12 protein-coding genes are annotated in these 18,704 nt (G+C 34.2%); 10 read left to right on the top strand and 2 right to left on the bottom strand.

The annotated features are described in order from the left end of the window. Positions 1-552 precede the first annotated feature (552 nt). Positions 553-747, top strand: coding sequence for a hypothetical protein (locus EV146_RS28420; protein ID WP_373566081.1), 195 nt, complete (start codon positions 553-555; stop codon positions 745-747). A 101-nt stretch (positions 748-848) separates the two neighbouring features. Here EV146_RS28420 and EV146_RS21745 read toward each other — a convergent pair whose 3' ends face one another. Then, a complete protein-coding gene (locus EV146_RS21745; protein WP_132010711.1) occupies positions 849-1,049 on the bottom strand; it encodes a hypothetical protein in 201 nt (66 codons plus the stop codon). A 700-nt stretch (positions 1,050-1,749) separates the two neighbouring features. Between EV146_RS21745 and EV146_RS21740 the strand changes: the two genes are divergently transcribed. Beyond that, positions 1,750-2,337 (top strand): hypothetical protein, encoded by a 588-nt coding sequence (locus EV146_RS21740; protein ID WP_132010709.1) that lies wholly within the window; start codon positions 1,750-1,752, stop codon positions 2,335-2,337. Between the two features lie 605 nt (positions 2,338-2,942). Further along, positions 2,943-3,434 carry a DUF559 domain-containing protein gene (locus tag EV146_RS21735; RefSeq protein WP_132010707.1) on the top strand — a complete coding sequence of 164 codons (492 nt, stop codon included), beginning with the start codon at positions 2,943-2,945 and terminating at the stop codon, positions 3,432-3,434. A gap of 362 nt (positions 3,435-3,796) precedes the next feature. Here the strand turns inward: EV146_RS21735 and EV146_RS27990 are convergent, their stop codons facing one another. Next, positions 3,797-4,747, bottom strand: a complete 951-nt coding sequence (locus EV146_RS27990) for an HNH endonuclease (RefSeq protein ID WP_132010705.1) — start codon at positions 4,745-4,747, stop codon at positions 3,797-3,799. Between the two features lie 1,190 nt (positions 4,748-5,937). Here EV146_RS27990 and EV146_RS21725 point away from each other — a divergent pair. The 7 genes from EV146_RS21725 to EV146_RS21695 all read left to right on the top strand — a co-directional run bounded on the left by EV146_RS21725 (position 5,938) and on the right by EV146_RS21695 (position 18,410). Further along, positions 5,938-8,967, top strand: coding sequence for an AAA family ATPase (locus EV146_RS21725; RefSeq protein WP_241994007.1), 3,030 nt, complete (start codon positions 5,938-5,940; stop codon positions 8,965-8,967). Positions 8,968-8,979: 12 nt separating this feature from the next. After that, positions 8,980-10,293 (top strand): McrC family protein, encoded by a 1,314-nt coding sequence (locus tag EV146_RS21720; protein ID WP_132010703.1) that lies wholly within the window; start codon positions 8,980-8,982, stop codon positions 10,291-10,293. A 280-nt stretch (positions 10,294-10,573) separates the two neighbouring features. Continuing rightward, the gene (locus EV146_RS21715) at positions 10,574-11,887 is read left to right on the top strand and encodes a DEAD/DEAH box helicase (RefSeq protein WP_132010701.1); all 1,314 of its coding nucleotides are present in this window, start codon (positions 10,574-10,576) and stop codon (positions 11,885-11,887) included. Positions 11,888-12,304: 417 nt separating this feature from the next. Further along, positions 12,305-14,176, top strand: a complete 1,872-nt coding sequence (locus EV146_RS21710) for a TaqI-like C-terminal specificity domain-containing protein (protein WP_132010699.1) — start codon at positions 12,305-12,307, stop codon at positions 14,174-14,176. A 26-nt stretch (positions 14,177-14,202) separates the two neighbouring features. Beyond that, entirely contained in the window at positions 14,203-15,282 is a 1,080-nt protein-coding gene (locus EV146_RS21705) for a DNA adenine methylase (protein ID WP_132010697.1), read from the top strand. A 99-nt stretch (positions 15,283-15,381) separates the two neighbouring features. Further along, positions 15,382-17,103, top strand: a complete 1,722-nt coding sequence (locus tag EV146_RS21700; RefSeq protein WP_132010695.1) for an AAA family ATPase — start codon at positions 15,382-15,384, stop codon at positions 17,101-17,103. Next, the gene (locus EV146_RS21695) at positions 17,100-18,410 is read left to right on the top strand and encodes a 5-methylcytosine restriction system specificity protein McrC (RefSeq protein WP_132010693.1); all 1,311 of its coding nucleotides are present in this window, start codon (positions 17,100-17,102) and stop codon (positions 18,408-18,410) included. The genes EV146_RS21700 and EV146_RS21695 overlap by 4 nt, the downstream gene beginning before the upstream one ends. Positions 18,411-18,704 lie beyond the last annotated feature (294 nt).

The raw sequence follows: 18,704 nt of genomic DNA, 5'->3' as shown, positions 1-18,704 counted from the left end.
GGCATTGGTTATTTTTCATTTGAATAAATATAAAATTTACCCATTTTAAAACAAGATAATAAACGTTTAAAAAGCCTTATCCTTCTGGTAAGGCTTATTTTATTAGGTCAATTGAGTAACACGTTTAGGTCAACTGCAATTCCTTCAATTGAGTCCGTCAAGTGTGAATAGATATCGATCGCAACTGTATTTTGGGAATGGCCTAATCTCACACTGACAATTTTGGGATGGACAATCTCGGTAAGTAAAATGGTTGGATGTGAAATGCCGGAGATCTTGGAATTGGATATCCGGAAGCTTAGCTCCCCTTAATGCCTTCATTAGTGCTTGTTACCTCAGGTGAATATCTGCCGACTTCTTCCGTTTTTCCTAAAACAATGGAGGAAGTGGGGCACGATTACCGCTTTATTTTATATTTAGATAATAAGTTGCTGCTTAACTGGACGCTGTATTTGAAATGTAAACCAGCTTGATTTTGACAAGGATCTTTCCATTGAGCATGGACCAACGTTCTTTATAGGAGAGTTACTCATCTAAAAACCGGCGGATAACATTGTTCATCTAGATGGATGGACAAAAGGGTATTTATTTGTCAATGATTTTAACCTTGGACGTTATTGGGAGGTTGTCCACAAAGAACCTTTATTTACCACGCCCGTTATTAATAAGAATGAATTATTTGAACTGCTTGGCAAAATTAATTTGGAATTCGGTATAAATATTCTTACACATCATTTTCGTTCGTAGTTGGCTAAATTTATTGAAACACAAAAAACCCCAGATAGGGGCACTTTTTTATCAGTGTCCGCTATCTGGGGTATAGTTCAATTATTCCGAGAGCCTTTTGTTTAACGAACAAGCAAGATAATTATAAGGAATAGTAGTAAAAACAACCAGGGATTTTTCCTGAACTCTTTTTTGAAGCTTTCTCCTATACGTTGTCCTTGTTTAGGGAAAAAGGCAGCCATGATTGTTACAAATCCAACGAATACACCAAAGACCCCATATTGTTGTACAAATTCCTGAATTTGTTGAAAAAGATGATTCATTTTTTTGCCTCCTATTTTCGGAGGACAAAATGTTCAAGAGAATTTCGCACTAACCCCGACTTTCGTCCCTGCATTTGCAGTCTAGCTCCCTTGTGTCTTCACCGAATGATTTCCAACCATTCTGAAGGAACCTTTGGGCGACCGTTGCTAGTTGCAACCGGCACTTTAATTCATATCTTTGTTCCAATCTGTTTTAAAAATTATATTCCGTAAATCACGGTACTGCAGCTGATGACTAACCACCGGACGCTTTTCTTTTTTATTCGGTTTTCTTATCATGTTCCACTCTAAAAATTCTCCAAACAGCTTTTGCCTTCCGGATTTGTTTTTGAGTGTAGTGGGCATAGCCACATAGTAATATATATGATTGGCTAGATAACTCTTGAATATTTGCAATGACAAAGATGATTCCATAAAAAACCATGAGCACAATATTAGCGCCATTCTTTATATTATGAACAAGTCACAATAGTAGGAGATATTGTTCAGTAGCATATGCAATTCAACAGGAAAAATTATATGGCTTGGTACAACACGCTTTATCATCACCAATTTTGCTGAAGTGTTTACTCCAAGTGATAGATTGTGAAGGAGTGTACTTAAAGTAACGAGCAGGTTAATATAAAAAGGAAACGGTCTATCCACCGTCGAATTTAATTACATAAAAATAAAACTAACTCTTTAATAAAAGGTGGGGCATATGGGTAGAATCGGACCAATTATTGAAAATGGGAAAAAAGTAGGAAAACTAATTATAGAAAACCGCAAAGAAATTACGGCAGCAATAACTGCTTTGAGTGCTGGAGGAAAGGTTATAAAGGAAAATATTGATAACAAAAAAGAAACAAACAAAACAGAAGAAAAATTGCATCATAGGAAAGTGCGTTATAATCAATATAAAAAAATACTAATGGAATTGGATAGCAAAAACAGAAACGAGCTTTTTCAATATATACTGGAAGTAGAACAATTTATTCAACAGATTAAAAATGAAGAAAATAAGGAACTGGGAGTAAAAAAGCCTATTCATAAAAATAGAATTAAAAATTGGAATGATATTCTTATTCAAATTAAAGATAAAATGGATGCAAAAGATTATCTTGAATATATTAAAATTTATAATAATCCAAATTATCATAGTGAATATTTTCAAGGTTTTGAGGGTGTTGCTGAGAAATTTAAAAAATTAAATAATCGAGAGAAATATGATGATTTATTGAAGTATATTGCAGAAATAACAAATAGAGGAATTGAACAAATCAAAAAGGATTTTTCACTAAACGACTAAAATAATGGCAGTTTACTCCTTTTTCAGGAAGGTATATCTATTGTTCAAAAACTTTTAAATTTTTTTAGAGCAGTTAAGATAAAGAACGATACAAATTACTGAATAAAACCGTATGGCTTTTTCAATTGGTGGGTAGCTTTAGTTGAATACAAACAGAGGATGATAATTAATCGTTCATACTCAATTACACTTTATGGCTGGTTCAATAAGAAATGGAAGAATAAAAGTAATTAAACTGCTTTTGTGGAAGGTTCTATGTCCGAAAAACTTTGCTTAACATTTATATAAAATTGAAGGGTTATGAAATTGAACTAAAGGAAAAACACCTGTAGTATTAAAATAGATCGAATGGTGCTGCCATTTTAGAGAAGTTTTGGAGGATTTACATTTAAGGATGGTCTGTATGGAATTCATAAATTAAACAGCCTTGTCCATATTCTGGATAGAAAACCAAATTTTTACATTCCTATTTTTTGCAAAACACATGCAAGCTGGATTTAATTTAGCAAGGAAAATCCGGCATGTGGTGGGGAAATATCAGAATAAGACTTTTGGTGTGATTTCACTTCAGGGGCATGACCAAGCGAGAATTATTGAAAATTTAGTTGAATCCAACTGATGTTCGATTCAAATTACTGCAGTATTGTAAAAATCCATTTAGAGTGCAGGAAAAATTAAACAAATATGAACATCAATTCGACTCTAATTTTGAAAGAGACGTGTATTCTTTAATTTCATTGAGAGGATATCGAGTGATTCCACAAGTAAAAGTTGGAACTCTTGGGAAGCGAATTGACCTAGTAATTGAAGGTATGCGAACACGCTTGGCTGTTGAGTGTGATGGCGATCAGTGGCACGGCCTTGATAAATGGGAAGAGGACATGGATAGACAGAGGGTGCTTGAAAGAGTGGGTTGGACATTTTGGCGGATACGAGGAAGTGCTTTTTATGCAAATCCATCAAAAGCAATGGAATCTTTATGGGAAAAGCTTGTGGAAATGGGAATAGAGCCAACCTTACTTCATATGGACAACAAAGTTAGGACTGTACCCAATACCTACTATTTCATTTTGCTGTTTCATGGAGTTTTACCTTAAGGGTTGGCAATATTTGTTTTTCACTGTAACTATATGACATGGTTTGGATCCTGGAGTAAATTAACCTTAAAACACAGATAATAATTAAGTAAATCCCCTTGTTGCAGAATCATCTATATCTTTTTGATTTATAATAAGCAAAAACAGGCATAGATAATTAGAAGCATTCGTTGCAATATGGCAACAAATGCTTTTTTCTTTCCCGCTAGTCATAGTGTACCAATACTTATCAATAAGGATGATTACCTATCGGTGTTTTTTACTAGCAGTTGTTTCTACCCTATTGTAATTGCCTGAGACAGAACTATCAAAGTATTCCTGGACTTTTTAGAGACAACAAGCTGAAAATAAGATCAGTTTGTTTATGCACCTTTTACCTTTTTAACTTCTAATCTTCTATTATCAATACTAAAAGCAAATTTATCATCAGTATTCTCAATAAGTTGAACATCCCCATAATGTAGCTGCCTATGATGATTGGCACATACAGTTATTAGATTATCCACTGATAAAGAACCCGCCTGCAATTCTGATACAGGAATGACATGATGTGTTTCAATGTAGTACTCACCATTAGGTTTTTTGAAGGAATATGGATTAAGACCTAAAGCTTCACAAACCTGACATTTAAAGCCTGTTCTTCTTTTGTATTCCTGTGCTATTGATCCTCTTTCAATATATTTACTCACTCTTTCTTTAACCACAGGAACAGCGTCAAAATATTCTTTCTCTAGTTTTGCAATGCTAATAGTGTCATTATTGGATTCATTAAAGTTAAACTCTAAGGTTTCTGATCCATCAACTATATCTATTATTTTTTCGAAAGCCAGAGGGTTTAATGGCATGGATGAACCTTGTTGACCTTCAATTAAGAATTTATCATATTCATCTGCCGAAAGGTCTAGGTTTTCTAAAAGGATGGGCGTCCTTAATAATCTCTTTATATATCGTATTGGCACTCTATATCTTAATTTATCAGCATCTCCTTCATCTTCCCAATATTCTTTATGTGTACCTTTCATTAGTTTTGCTGCATCTAATATTTCTACTACTGCGTAAATACCTCTATCCAGCCTTTTCTTACCAGCAAGTTGTTTTTTTGTTCTCCTATCGGTCCCAACCCTTATAACGCCTAATTGTCCTGCCTTGAAATCATTCCTATGATAATCAGAAACAGTAAATCTATCTTTAATTTCTCCAGATAATATAAATTCATCAATATACCATTTCCTTGGATTACAGAAAAAAGTCCAATAATCCGTTGGCTTTACCTTTTCATATTTAGTTACTGTAACTGGTTCCAGTTGATTCAATTTATCTCACCTCGAAGTTGTGATCTTAAATGATACCCTTAAAAATAATGTATCTCTTTTATTTTATCCTCTTATATTTTAAATAATCTAACATATATTGTAAAATATAGTGAGAACTACCTTTTCTTCTTTTAACTCTGGTGATATAAAGTTATGGGCTTGAAACCAAAATCCAGTGTTCCAAAACTGTCCTCTTTTCATAAAAGACCTAACTACCCCTATTTCACTAACCTCTAGCTAGTTAATAATCCAGTATAACTTATTAACATAATTTTCGTTAAACGTGCTAAAAAGTAGTCTGTTTTACACCCCAATAGATAGAGTGAAAACAACCTTTTGGGGTCTAGTTTTTAAACTTTCGAGATAAAAGTATGTGAAGAAAGGCAGTGCCCTAATGATGATATTCAAGGTTTCTACAATAGCACAAGACTTATTGGTTCAAACCAAAAATTACTAACGTAAGGATGCAAGGTTATACATAAGGGAAATTAACTGGCACTAAAATAATATACCTGAGTTCAACAGTCTTCATAACGCATTACCAGAAGGCAACAAATTGGTAGGTAACCAACTAGATAGATTTGTTAGATCAGCAGCGCAAGGTATTCAAAACAGTTAAGGTTTTATTTGCAAAAGGCGTGAAAATTCATATCCTTAATATGGGACTAGTAGAAACACTCCAATAAGCAGATAGCATTTCTATGAGAGCAGCAGCTGGATGATTAATAAATTGAACTAGGGAGGAAGCAATATGCTAGTCTAAAAGGTGACTATAGGATATTGAAAAAATTTTATACGAAGGAAATGTAAAAGTTGCAGTATAGAGAGTATTCTATGTTGTAACTAGTTTTGCTAGCGGCCCGCGTTTTGATAGGGATTATACTAATAATTTGAAGGGGTTGGGCTTAATACACTACGTGTTAATTTATGTAACATAAACTATTACACTGGACCGATGTATTTCTGTAGGATTTTGTTATTGAATTGGTACAAATGCGATATTTAAAGCATCGGTGTGGAGAAAAGGAGTATGGTATGATTCTACTAGTGAAGATATCCTAAATATGGAATGGTGATGGGCCATACCTGAAAGTACATATTTATAGACAGAATCAATCCAATGAGAGGTGACCTTGATGAACTTACAGGATAAAATCGATGAAGCTTATCCGCGGTATTATAATTATGAAGTGGATATTTCAAAAGAACAGTGGAAGGAGCTTCTTCTGGACACTAGCATTTTTAATGAGAACAACCTTGAGCATATGAAATGCCTTTATTCGTTTGACAATCATGCGGCTACCTGTAAGGAAGTAAGTGAAGAGCTTGGGGAGACGCCTCAATACTATATTGGTTTAGCCACTGGGTTAGCCAGAAGAATAGCAAAGAAGCTAGAAATTGAAAAATTACCTACGAGAGACGGATCTGATGCCGATGTGTATTGGTATATTCTCTTTTATGGACAAGAAGCAAACGATCGAAAAAGGGGAAATTTCGAATGGAAGCTTAGGCCTGCACTGGCAGAGGCATTAAAGGAGTTGTATCCGGCTCTGGAATACTCTAAACCCTTGATCATGAAAAAACTAGAGGACGCTCCAACAGCGGTATGGCTTGCAACCGCAATACTTGCCTATGAGACATTTAATCGATCTGACAGGCCTACAAAAGAAATGATGTATTTTAAACAGAGTGAGATTCAGAAAAAAGCTCAGGAGCTCTGTAAACAAAATGTTGACAGCGCTAGAGTTTCTCAATGGTGTAATGCAGATCATCATAACCATACATATAATTATCTTCGACAAGGAGAGGGGACAACTAGGCGGCTTTCATACCATGGTGAGTTCAATGGTTTGAAAGAAGAACCAGAGCTAAATTTAGATAATCTCGTACAAACACCTTTCGGTCTTAGGACAATAAAAGAAGTGAAACAGTTTATTGTAACGAATTACACCGCTATATTTAATAACAAGGGTTCAAATGAATTTATGAATAATATTAAATGTATGTCCATTTTAGATTATTTGGATACCTATGGAGGGCAAGTCTATGAAAGCCCTGAAAAAGCAGAAGGATCTAAAAAACAACATTTTTTGGATATTAAGGCTGCTGGTGGTGCTGCCGTCATGGAACTAGATAAAATGGCTGAATTATGTGAAATCAGATTTGGGCTGAAGAAATATGGAGTTTCCAAATGGTTAAACGGAGGGAACAACAGAGCCAGAAAGTATCTTTGGAGGCAACTTAAGTTTGACGGGTATAACGAATCCCCTACTAGTTTGTCTTTATTTGCTGAAATTGTGGATGAAGAGGCACGTTTCAAATTCTCAGTCGAATTGAATGAAGCTAAAAGTTCAAAAGAAGATTATACGAAGCATCATTGGCTTTTAAATAAAGATATCTCCGATGCCACGGATAAATTATTCTATATATTAAACGGCAACCAATCTGAAACAGAAATGAAAGAGCTAGGTCTATCTACAAAAGAAATTAAGCAGAAAGTAGAGGACGGTACATATAAAAAAATACAAATGGCCCGTGTGATTACTAGAAGTGATATTAAAGAAGAATTTCATAACGATCCAGGAATTGTTCGTGGGATGTTACAAGCGGTGGAAGCACTTATGCCATATTATCAATTAGCACTTGGGATTGATATAAATAAAGAGGGGTTTACTATGCCCAGAACTATTGATGGGGGCAATGGAGGGGAAAAGTCTATGGGGAAAAGTAATAAGAATATGATTTTATATGGTCCCCCTGGGACTGGAAAGACCTACAAAACAGTTACGTACGCGGTTTCCATTATTGAAAATAAACCTCTAGAAATTATTCAAAGTGAGGATTATGCTTCCGTTTTTGAAAGGTACCTAACTTACAAATCCGAAGGCCAAATTGCGTTTACCACCTTCCACCAATCCTACAGTTATGAAGAATTTATAGAAGGTATTAAGCCTGTGATTAGTCAGCAGGGGGAGGATGCTTTAGCAGATATCAAATATGAGTATGCTTCTGGGATCTTTAAGAAATTCTGTGAAAAAGCGAAGGGAATAAAGGTCCAGACTTCCTCGCTTGAAATTCGTGAAAATCCCGTCGTATGGAATCTTCTCCTCGGAGGCACGGGTCAAACGGACCTGAAGAAAGATTGTTTTCAAAATGATTATATTAAAATTGGTTGGGCAAATGTCGATGAAAAAGTAACAGACGAAACGGAAAAGTTGAATGATAAAGAAAGACGAATTTTATTAAATTTTCAGGAGGAAATGCAGGAAGGAGACCTTGTTTTAATCCAAAGAAGCAACACATCAATTGACGCCATTGGCGTAATCACGGGACCTTATCAATACGATCCATCCTATGAAAAATATCCAAGGACGAGAAAAGTAAAGTGGATTAAAACCAATATTGCTGAGGATATTTACGAACTCAACAAGCAGACAAAGTTAGATCGAAAAACCGTCTATCCACTACGAAAGATGGAGCTGAAAAAGGTGACCTCTTTGATTGAGAAGTACACTCAGAGTCACGAAATTAACGTGGAGGAAAATAAGGACCCTTACGTTTTTATTATTGATGAAATCAACCGTGGAAATATTTCAAAAATATTTGGGGAATTAATTACCTTAATTGAACCAACGAAAAGAATTGGAGAGGACGAGGCTGCAACCGCGCTTCTTCCTTATACCGGAGATGAATTTGGCGTTCCGAATAATGTCTACATCCTTGGTACGATGAATACGGCCGATCGATCGATTGCTTTGATGGATACGGCTTTAAGAAGAAGGTTCAAGTTCATTGAAATGATGCCAGATGAGAACGTCCTGAAGGCTTTAAATATCGAGAATATTGAAGGAATCGATGTGCCGAAAATGTTAAAAACAATAAATGAACGTATTGAGTACTTATATGACCGCGAGCATACCATTGGTCATGCCTACTTTACCTCTTTAGCAAAGGATCCGTCGGTAGAAAACCTTGCAGGTATCTTTTTGAATGCAATCATCCCTTTGCTCCAAGAGTATTTTTACGAGGATTATAGTAAAGTTCAACTTGTGTTAGGAGATAACGCTAAGGATAATCCCGCGTATAAATTTATTTTGGATACAGACCTCAAGATAAAAGAAGTGTTCAAGGGTAATCTCGATATTGACTTACCTGAAAAGAAATATTTAATTCAAACGGATGCTTTTTATCAGTCAGAAAGTTACAAACTAATCTATTAAAGTGGTGAAAAAATGGACAAGCTGTTGGAAGTTCGTGAGTTTGAGTCCATAACCTGTAATGAGGATTATCGAAACGATCCTCATTATAAGTATTTAAATCAAGAAACCTTTAATGAACTTGAAAACTTTATATTGGCTTTTAGTAAGGACGACCAAGCTGATGCGATAGACTTTTTGAAAATTAGCCTACGGCGCCATGTTGGCAAGGTGATCCAGGCGAAAAACTATGTAGGACTAATTCAAATGAGCAATGGGTTTCAGGTCCAGATTCTTCCGAAAGTTTTCTCAAGTAACTTGGAGGATATAAAAAAGACTTTTATACGTATGCTAAGGAGTATGAAAGACTTTCCGAGCAAGGTATTTAACGATTCTAATTTAAAGATGGATAAAATGAATCTTTATGAGATATTTATCAATATGTACATACATGAAGTGCGTAACCTAGTCAAAAAAGGGTTTAGTTCAGCCTATATACCAGTTAAGGATAACTTGAACTATTATAAAGGAAAGTTAATCGTTCGGGAGCAAATTAAGAAAAATATGGTTCATAAAGAACAATTTTATATGAGCTATGATGAATTTGATGCTAATCGGGCTGAGAATCGATTAATTAAGGCTACATTATTAAAATTGCAAAAATTATCAACTAGTTCCACTAACATCAAAGGTATTAGGCAGTTGCTCCCTCATTTTGAAATGGTTGAACCTTCTAAGAACTATACAAAGGATTTTTCCCGTGTTGTCATCGATCGCAACACAAAGAATTACGAAATGCTAATACGCTGGTCAAAGGTTTTTCTATTAGATCAAAGCTTTACGACGTTTTCTGGTCATACGACAGCAAGAGCGCTCCTGTTCCCAATGGAGAAAGTCTTTGAAGCTTATGTCGCTAAGAATCTAAAGCGAGCATTAGCTGACCTTCCATGGGAAGTATCCACCCAGGATAAAGGGCATTATTTATTTAATCGTCCGAGACAATTTGCCTTGCGACCGGATCTTGTAATAACACGTCAGGATCAGAGTACGATTGTTTTAGATACAAAATGGAAGTTACTAACCAACGAACCTAGGCAAAATTACGGAATCTCACAAGCAGATATGTATCAGATGTTTGCATACTCTAAGAAATACAATACACCGGAGATCTGGTTGCTATACCCAGTAAACGAGGAAATACAGGACGCCGAAATTAGCTTTGAATCTTATCACCAGAACCATAGAGTCGAAACCAAGGTGAGCTTGTTTTTTGTTGATGTCACGAATATTGAAGACAGTCTTAGGACTTTGAGGGAGAAGTTGATAATGGGAGTAACACTGGAGGAGTAGGTGGGCTAAATATATTTCAGCTACTTCTTACTTCTCTCCATCTCGCATACGGTGCATATATTCCCCTCCCTCCTCTGTGTGGAGTTGTAGCCTCCTGGTCATCTCTCTGACTGTTTGGCTAAGGTCATGACCGTTTTCTTGTAAGGGTTTGAGTACCCCCAATATAATTCAACTATAATTAAAAATATTACGAGCATGCGATTTTATTTTTTCGCTATAACTATTTCTATTGGTTATAATGGCAGAATGGAATTAAATAAGAACTGATAGGAGTTACAATATGACAGGTTCACAATTTCGAAAGTATAACTTGAAAAACTTTATAATCAACGCAATCGAGGATATGGGTTATCAAAAACCGACAGAAATTCAAGAGAAGGTGATTCCGATTGTATTAAGAAGGGAAAGTGCAATCGGCCAATCCCAAACGGGGACTGGAAAAACCTTCGCTTACATACTGCCTATTTTGCAAAAAATTGATCCAATTAAAAAAGAAGTTCAAGCAGTAATAACAGCACCTACACGTGAGTTAGCTAATCAGATATATCATCAAATCCTTAAGATAACAGAATATGGTAATGACGATGAGGAAATTGTTACTCGTTGTTATATTGGAGGAACTGATAAAGCTCGTTCCATTGAGAAACTTAAGATTCAACCACATATTGTCGTAGGAACACCTTCGAGGATTAATGACTTAGTCCAAGAAAAAGCATTATTTGTTCATACTGCACAGATGCTTGTAGTAGATGAAGCTGATTTGATGCTTGATATGGGATTTATATTGGATGTAGATAAGGTAGCTAGTAAAATGCCAAGTGATCTAGAAATGTATGTTTTCTCTGCAACCATTCCAGATAAGCTTAAACCATTTTTAAAAAAGTATATGGAAAACCCAAATTATATTCATGTTGAACCTCAGCAGGTTTCAGCTTCGTATCTTACTCATTCTTTATTACCTTCAAGACACAGAGATAAAGTTGAACTAACATACAAAGCATTGAATTTGTTTAATCCATATTTAGCTATTGTTTTTACGAATACAAAGAAAAAAGCAGACGAGTTGGCTGATGCTCTTCTTGCGAGAGGCCTAAAAGTTGGCAGGATTCATGGAAATCTTTCTCCACGAGATCGAAAGAGAATCATGAAGCAAATTCAAAATCTGGATTTTCAATTTATAATTGCAACTGATCTTGCAGCCCGTGGGATTGATATTGAAGGGGTAAGTCATATAATTAATTTCGAGTTACCTTCCGATTTAGATTTTTATATCCATCGGGTGGGAAGAACAGCCCGAGGAGGATATTCAGGAACAGCTTTAACCATTTATGATCAATCGGATCAGGATGCATTGAACAAACTTGAAAAAATGGGTATTCAATTTAAGCATGTTGATATTAAAAATAATGAATGGATTGTTCTGGATGATAGAAATAAAAGAAAGAAACGTGAAAAGCAAACTAACGACATAGATGAAAAAACACGAAGTTTAGTACAAAAACCTAAAAAGGTTAAACCAGGTTATAAGAAAAAGATGCAAAATGAATTAGATAAAATTAAAAAGCGAGAAAGACGAATACAAAAAAAGAAATAACATATTTTTCTCATAACCTTCGTGAAAACATGAACTCAGTTTGACGATATTTTTGTTAATGTGAAGAAAAGGAGATTGTCCCTAAGGCAATTTCCTTTTTATATGGTTTTTGTAAAATACATTTAAGAGTGGTTTACAAAATAAATATTCCTTATTTCAAAATATATCTCTGCTCAAGAAATGAATCACAATAAAATCTGCTTATCCTAAGCTAACGGAAAGTCTTAAGTTTCACAAGCAAAGGACATTATAATGTCTTTTTTAAGGGAGAATTCTGGATATCCAAAACAATATTTACGTTATGATGTTTGCATATTGTCAATTATTATCAATAATGAAACATATGTGCGTTAATTGTCGATTTATTATATAATAGTAAAGTTGTAAAAACATTTATAGTAACGGGGGGTAAAGTGTATGCCGAACCAATTAATCGATAAAGTGAGTGAATTAGGAGCAGTTTACACTCCCGACAGTTTAGCATTGTATGTCGCAAAGGTTCTGGTTCGTTTTCTGAAAGAAAAATATGAACAAGAAGCTGTTAAGGTATTTGAAGGAAATCTAAAAGAAACAATCTTAAATAGAAAGTATTATGTCATAAATAAATTATTAAAACAACGGGTGTTGGATCCAGCTTGTGGCGATGGTTCATTACTATCGGCTTTTGAAAAAGTAATTTATGAGGTCGTTATTGATGAAATTGAAAAAATAGAAAAGGTGTCCTTAAAAAGCTTAAATTTAACTAAGGACCTTTACACATTAGGGGTAGACATTGATTCTGATGCCGTTAGCGATGCGAATAAAAAACTTAACCAAATTAACCATTTTTTTGTAAGAAATCACAAAATCCTAAATTTTGATGCTATCCTTCCTTTAAGCGGAACTAAGTTTTCGGAAGGTTGGGATAGAATATTAAGTGATAATTCATTTTTTGAAATAAATGCATCAATAGCTAACCCGCCATGGGGAGCAAACGTCAAACATAGCCGTGATTTTTTAGAGAAATATGGATATACACTTGCCAAAGGACAATTTGACATTTATGAACTCTTCATAGAAATGAGTATAAGTATTGTCGCTAATAATGCATTGATGGCTTTTATATTGCCGGATTCTATTTTTTTGCCTGAACATCAAAGGTTACGTAAATTTTTATTAGAAAATACAGAGATAAAAATGATTACTAGGCTTGGCGAAGGGTTCTTTCCCAATGTTTATAGAGCTTGCGTGGTAATAATATTGGAGAAGAAAAAACCTAGTAAAGATTCAATAACCAAATGCATTAGATTAAACAAGAGTATACGCAATGAGGTATTAAGAGAAAATTTAGATCTGAGTGTAGCGGAAGCAAAATTGGAACACTCTGTAAAACAATCCAGGTTCTATTCGGATTCAGAGTATAGATTTGATATTGATGTTAGAAATGAAGAGGAAAATATTTTAAAAAAAATTGAAAAGGATAAACTCAACTGGGAATTACTCTCCACAGGTCGGGGTGTAGAGCTATCAAAAAAAGGTGCTGTTATAGAATGTTCAACTTGTAAGCATTATAGACCAAAACCAAGAAAAGTAGTGGATGAGGTACAGTGTGAAAACTGTGGGGCACTAATTAATTTAGGGAACGAGAATATTGAATATATTGTTTCGAAGGTGCCGAATGATTCTTGGGTTCCGCTGGTTGCTGGAGAAGATGTTAAAAGATATAATATCAAACCAACACATTATATAAAGACTGGAGTTCCAGGGATTAATTATAAACAAAAGGAAAAAATATTATCACCTAAAATTATAATAAGAAAAACAGGAGTTGGGATAAACGCTTCATATGATAATACGGGATATTTAACAACTCAAACTGTTTTCCATTTTAAAATTAATGAGAATAACAGTAATGCTTTCTCGCATGAATATTTATTGGGTGTATTAAATTCTAGAGTTATGTTGTATTACTACCTTAAAAAATATGGAGACAATGAGTGGAAATCCCACGCTTATATTACTCAAAAAATAATCAAGCAATTACCTGTTCCCAAAATCAATTTAAAATCTGAACATCAAGTAAAACAAGCAACTGCTATACACATTGCTGTAAGCAACCTCTTAAAGTTAGATTCATATGATATCGAATTAGACCTTGAGATAGAAAGGCTAGTAGCAGGTTTGTATCATTTGAGTGAAGAGGAATGTATGATTATAAATGAAACGATAAAAAACGCACAACAGCTAAAAGCTATAAGTGCTTTAACCCTACCGGATGGAACAGTCATAACACCTAAGAAAGCCTACTAGAAATTAGAAAAAGGAAGTAATTGTATATGTACCGCTATATAGGAAACAAAACAAAGTTAACTCATGAAATTCTTAATGATGTAAAAAAAATAATTGGCTCTAAAGGAACTGTAGCAGATATTATGTGTGGAACTGCAAGTGTATCTCTTGCATTAAAGAATGAAGGTTACAATGTTATTGCGTCAGATATAATGACATATTCGTACTATCATGCTATTGTCAATTTATTAATCGATGAACAACCTGATTTTGCAAAGTTGACTCAAAAAGAATCTTTACTAAAAAGTGTTCCTAGAGAGTTAAGGTACGAAGCGGTGATTGATCTTTTAAATACTCTTGAACCAATAGAAGGATACTTTTTTAAGGAGTTTTCTCCAGAAGGAAAGCCGGCTAATGGTGAAGCTCCGCGGATGTATTTTACAAGCAAAAATGCAAAAAAAATTGATTCTATAATAAAAAAAATAAATGAATGGGATGCTGAAAACCTAATTAATGAAAAAGAATTGGCATTAATAAAACATGATGTTATTTTAAGTGTAAATCCAGTGGCAAATATATCAGGAACATATGGCCATTTTCATTCCAATATAGTAAAATCTGCCTTAGATAATTTCGTATTGGAGCCAAGTTACAAACAAAATTTATTTTCACAACAAAACAATGCAGGTGACCACACAGTTTATAAAGGTTACGCAGAGGAACTTGCATCAATTATAAAAGCTGATTTATGTTATATTGATCCGCCTTATATGAAAAGACAATATGCAGCGAACTATCATATATTAGAAACAATAGCAAGGGGGGACGAACCCGAAGCAGCAGGAGTCAGCGGGTTAAGGCCTTGGCGCGACCAATATTCTAACTTTTGTTCTAAGGTAAAAATTAGGGATTCATTTAGGCAAATATTTTCTAAAATGGATTGTCCTAATTTCTTAATTAGTTATAGTGAAGATGGACTATTATCAGCAGATGAATTAATTGAACTATTTTCTGAATTTGGAGAAGTAAGTTTACGCAAGTTTACCTATAAAAGATTTAGAAGTAACAAAAGCAAATTAAAAAACGAGATAAATGAATATTTGTTTTGGGTGAGAAAAAAAAGCTAAGGTGGGTCAATTCCTTAGCTTTTTGTTTTGGATAAAGTTATTTAAAAGGTATAATTGGAATGGGAAGATTTTACCACTTAATTCTTAGGGAGAGAAAATATGAAATTTATTGATGCGATTTTTTATAAAAAAATATTACCAAGTGACCTGTATAATATTGATAGAGATAAAGGGTCATTAAAAGGTGGAGGAGGACAAACCTGGCTAAATTTAGCTATAGATCATGCAAGGTTAATGGAATTTCTGAAATTTGGAGTAGAAACGCCCAAACTTTTAGATCACAAGGGTAGAAGTACTTTTACTATTACTGCTGATACTATTGGACAGCCCGATAAAAGCTCTCAGATTGAATTTGACCCAAGGTCAAATAGAGAGGATTATAGATTAACTAATCAAGCTATACATCAAAATCGGCATCCAGCTTGGGATAATACAATAAATGGATTTCCACAAATGCCAAGTGGGGCAAAGGGTGCATCCTCGGTTACAAATGCAGATGATTTACAAATCTACATAGTTAGAACTATTGATGGCGAATATCATGCTGGCTTTATAAATAGTAGTACAATTCCACATTCTTGGCCAACGGGCGTAGGACTTGAGCAAATGTTTATTGGCAATAGAACTGGGGTTATTTTCTTTAATGATGATGGTTCTCAAATCCCTGAATACATAGCAGAAATACTAGATGAACTCGAAACTAATCTAAACGTTCTACTATATGGGCCTCCAGGAACAGGGAAAACATTTGCGATGCAATGGTTATGGGAAAATATGAAAAAGCCAATTGCAGATTCATTAATTTTTACACACGATGCAGTTAATCCTTTTGTATTAAAGGATAACCCTTTAAAAAAATTCCAAGGTAATAATAGAATAGAGTGGTTAACATTTCATCAAAACTTTAATTATGAGGAGTTTGTAATAGGTAAGCAGATGGAGCCAGTTGCTGGAGGCTTTACCCTAAAACCTAAACTAGGTACATTTATGGACATGGCTATCAGTATTAGTCCTAAAGGTCAATATGACCGAGGTATTTTATTTATTGATGAAATGAATAGAGGGAATGTTTCAAGGATTTTTGGTCAGTTTCTCACCTTTTTAGAAGCAGATAAAAGGGCTATAGATAGTAGTGGTAATCCCAATACAATGAAACTTCCAATTCCCCTTCCTGAACTTAAAGTGAACGGAGAAAAAACAGAAGAAGTCATTTTAGTCGATGGTAGTAAATTAGAAATACCATTCCCTTATTACTTGCCTTTTCCAATTTATATAATTGCTAGTATGAACTCAGTTGACCGCGCGGTAGCTCCTTTAGATACTGCCTTAGCAAGAAGATTTAAAAAAATTGAATTTGGGCCAGATTATCCCTTCATAGAAGAACGATTTAAAATAAACATAAATGCATTGGATATTACAAAACCAGATAATTGGAGTGCAAAAGAAACAGCTTATCTATTGTTAAAGCGGGTAAATGATTTTATTGCAGAAATGTTAGGATTAGACTTTGAATTGGGACATGCATACATTTTAAATGTTGGAGATACTGATGGGGAAGAAGAAGGGTTTAATAGCTTAGCATCATCTTGGGATGGGTTAATATTACCTCAATTATTCGAGAGGTTCGCAAATAGACAAGAAAAGATAATTGATTTCTTGAAAATTGAGGAAGCTATGTCCGATACATCTTTTTATAATTTTTATCCATATAAATTTAGAGAAAAAAACGGTAGTCCTATTTCAGTTATTGAAAAAGGGAAAATAAAAAAAATAAAAGATAAAGATAAGATAGCAAAAATAATGAGGTTTTTAGCAACATGAGTAAAGAAACTATTCTTTTAGAGGAGTATGGTAAAGATCCTTTCATTATAACTTTGTCTAGTGAAGACGAAGCATCTAATGTTTATAATGAGTTTATAGATTTGAGTGCTGCTTGGAAGAAAAAGTTAAATTTATCTTTTGCACCATTTGAAGTAGTTAAAACTGAGTGTATACTTTATCTCTATGCAAAGGGAATTACAGGTTTTATTAAAATGAATAATCTACATATTGAAGTTGTACCTAAATTTTTAATAGGTAAAGAAAAAACAAGTGATTGGAGGGTGGCTTTAACTAGAGCGCTAATATTATTAAACCAAGAAAAGTTTTTTGACAATAAATTTACTTCGTCAAAACAATCCGAAGCGTTCTTACCAGATCTAATGGCTGAAACTTTTTTATTCTCATTAGAACAGGGTATTAATATAGGCCTTCCTCGTTCATATAAGGAAACGCGGGAAAGGATTCCTTATTACAGAGGTTCCTATGATTCCACCCAATTTATTAATCACTTATTAAAGCCACATTTAATCCCTTGCAAATATGATGAATATACAACAGAAAACATCATTAATCAGATTCTAAAATCAGCAGCTATAGAATTGTCAAAAACAGTCTATTCTTCTAAGTTAGCGATACGATTATCAGATTTGGGGAATTCAATCGACGCTTCTTACCAAATACCAAGCATAGTTCAAATAGAAAATACTTTTCTTCCACCACAATATAGTTATCTAAGTGGTGCATTGGACCTTTCTAAGCTTATATTGCAAAATAAAAGCTTAGAACATAATACAGGAGAACTGGAATTAAGGGGCTTTTTATGGGATTCAGCCAAAATTTTCGAAAACCTAGTGAAGCTTATTATTAGAACATATTGCTTAAGAAGTAAGAAATATCAATATTCTGATAAACCAATAACATTAATGCAACTGGCAAGTAGGGAAGTTCCGACAAGAGCGATAAACAAAATTGACACTTCACCGGACATTCGTATTTTACAGAAGGAGTGTACTAAATTCCTCCTTGATGCTAAATATAAAATTTGGTCTAGACAACCCAAAAACAATGATGTGTACCAAGTAATGGCTGGTTCCCGTGTTACCCATTGTAAGCTCGCCTCACTTGTGTATCCATTACCTCAAAATGGTAATGAGGATACGCTCATATATAATATTGAAGGAGACGGTTTCCCGAAAGTAGTATCAGTAATTTTTGTGGATATAACCAAACTTGCTTTAGCTAATGGTTTAAACACATTAGTAAAAAAATTTAGTGATGATTTAGACACTCTTCATTTTTGTGGGTAAAAAATTATTATCCTATTTATTTGTTAACTATTGTATTTTATGGTTTTTTATAAAAATTTTTAGAGAAAAAAGCTTTAAGGAATGTGTATTAAGGGAACACAGAAAGACAGAATTCAAGCTGAATTTAGTTTATAATATATACAAAAGGTAAAAAAGGAGCATTCCTGTTAGAAGGATTTTCGGGGACATGAAATAAAAGGAGCCCTCTTGGTATGATGCGGGGTGTCAAATCGTGTGGCGAAATGACCCCTAACTTAGTTAACCAAGGAGGACTCCAAAGTGGATTTTAAACAA

Origin of the sequence: Mesobacillus foraminis (assembly GCF_004340465.1) — a bacterium.
Lineage (GTDB): Bacteria > Bacillota > Bacilli > Bacillales > Cytobacillaceae > Mesobacillus_B > Mesobacillus_B foraminis.
This window is presented reverse-complemented; position numbering and strand designations above follow the sequence as displayed.

Bases quoted from the DNA above. Each gene is read 5' to 3' on its own strand.
- EV146_RS21745 (WP_132010711.1), bottom strand. From the start codon at position 1,049: ATGAATCATCTTTTTCAACAAATTCAGGAATTTGTACAACAATATGGG.
- EV146_RS21740 (WP_132010709.1), top strand. From the start codon at position 1,750: ATGGGTAGAATCGGACCAATTATTGAAAATGGGAAAAAAGTAGGAAAA.
- EV146_RS21720 (WP_132010703.1), top strand. From the start codon at position 8,980: ATGGACAAGCTGTTGGAAGTTCGTGAGTTTGAGTCCATAACCTGTAAT.
- EV146_RS21715 (WP_132010701.1), top strand. From the start codon at position 10,574: ATGACAGGTTCACAATTTCGAAAGTATAACTTGAAAAACTTTATAATC.
- EV146_RS21710 (WP_132010699.1), top strand. From the start codon at position 12,305: ATGCCGAACCAATTAATCGATAAAGTGAGTGAATTAGGAGCAGTTTAC.
- EV146_RS21705 (WP_132010697.1), top strand. From the start codon at position 14,203: ATGTACCGCTATATAGGAAACAAAACAAAGTTAACTCATGAAATTCTT.
- EV146_RS21700 (WP_132010695.1), top strand. From the start codon at position 15,382: ATGAAATTTATTGATGCGATTTTTTATAAAAAAATATTACCAAGTGAC.
- EV146_RS21695 (WP_132010693.1), top strand. From the start codon at position 17,100: ATGAGTAAAGAAACTATTCTTTTAGAGGAGTATGGTAAAGATCCTTTC.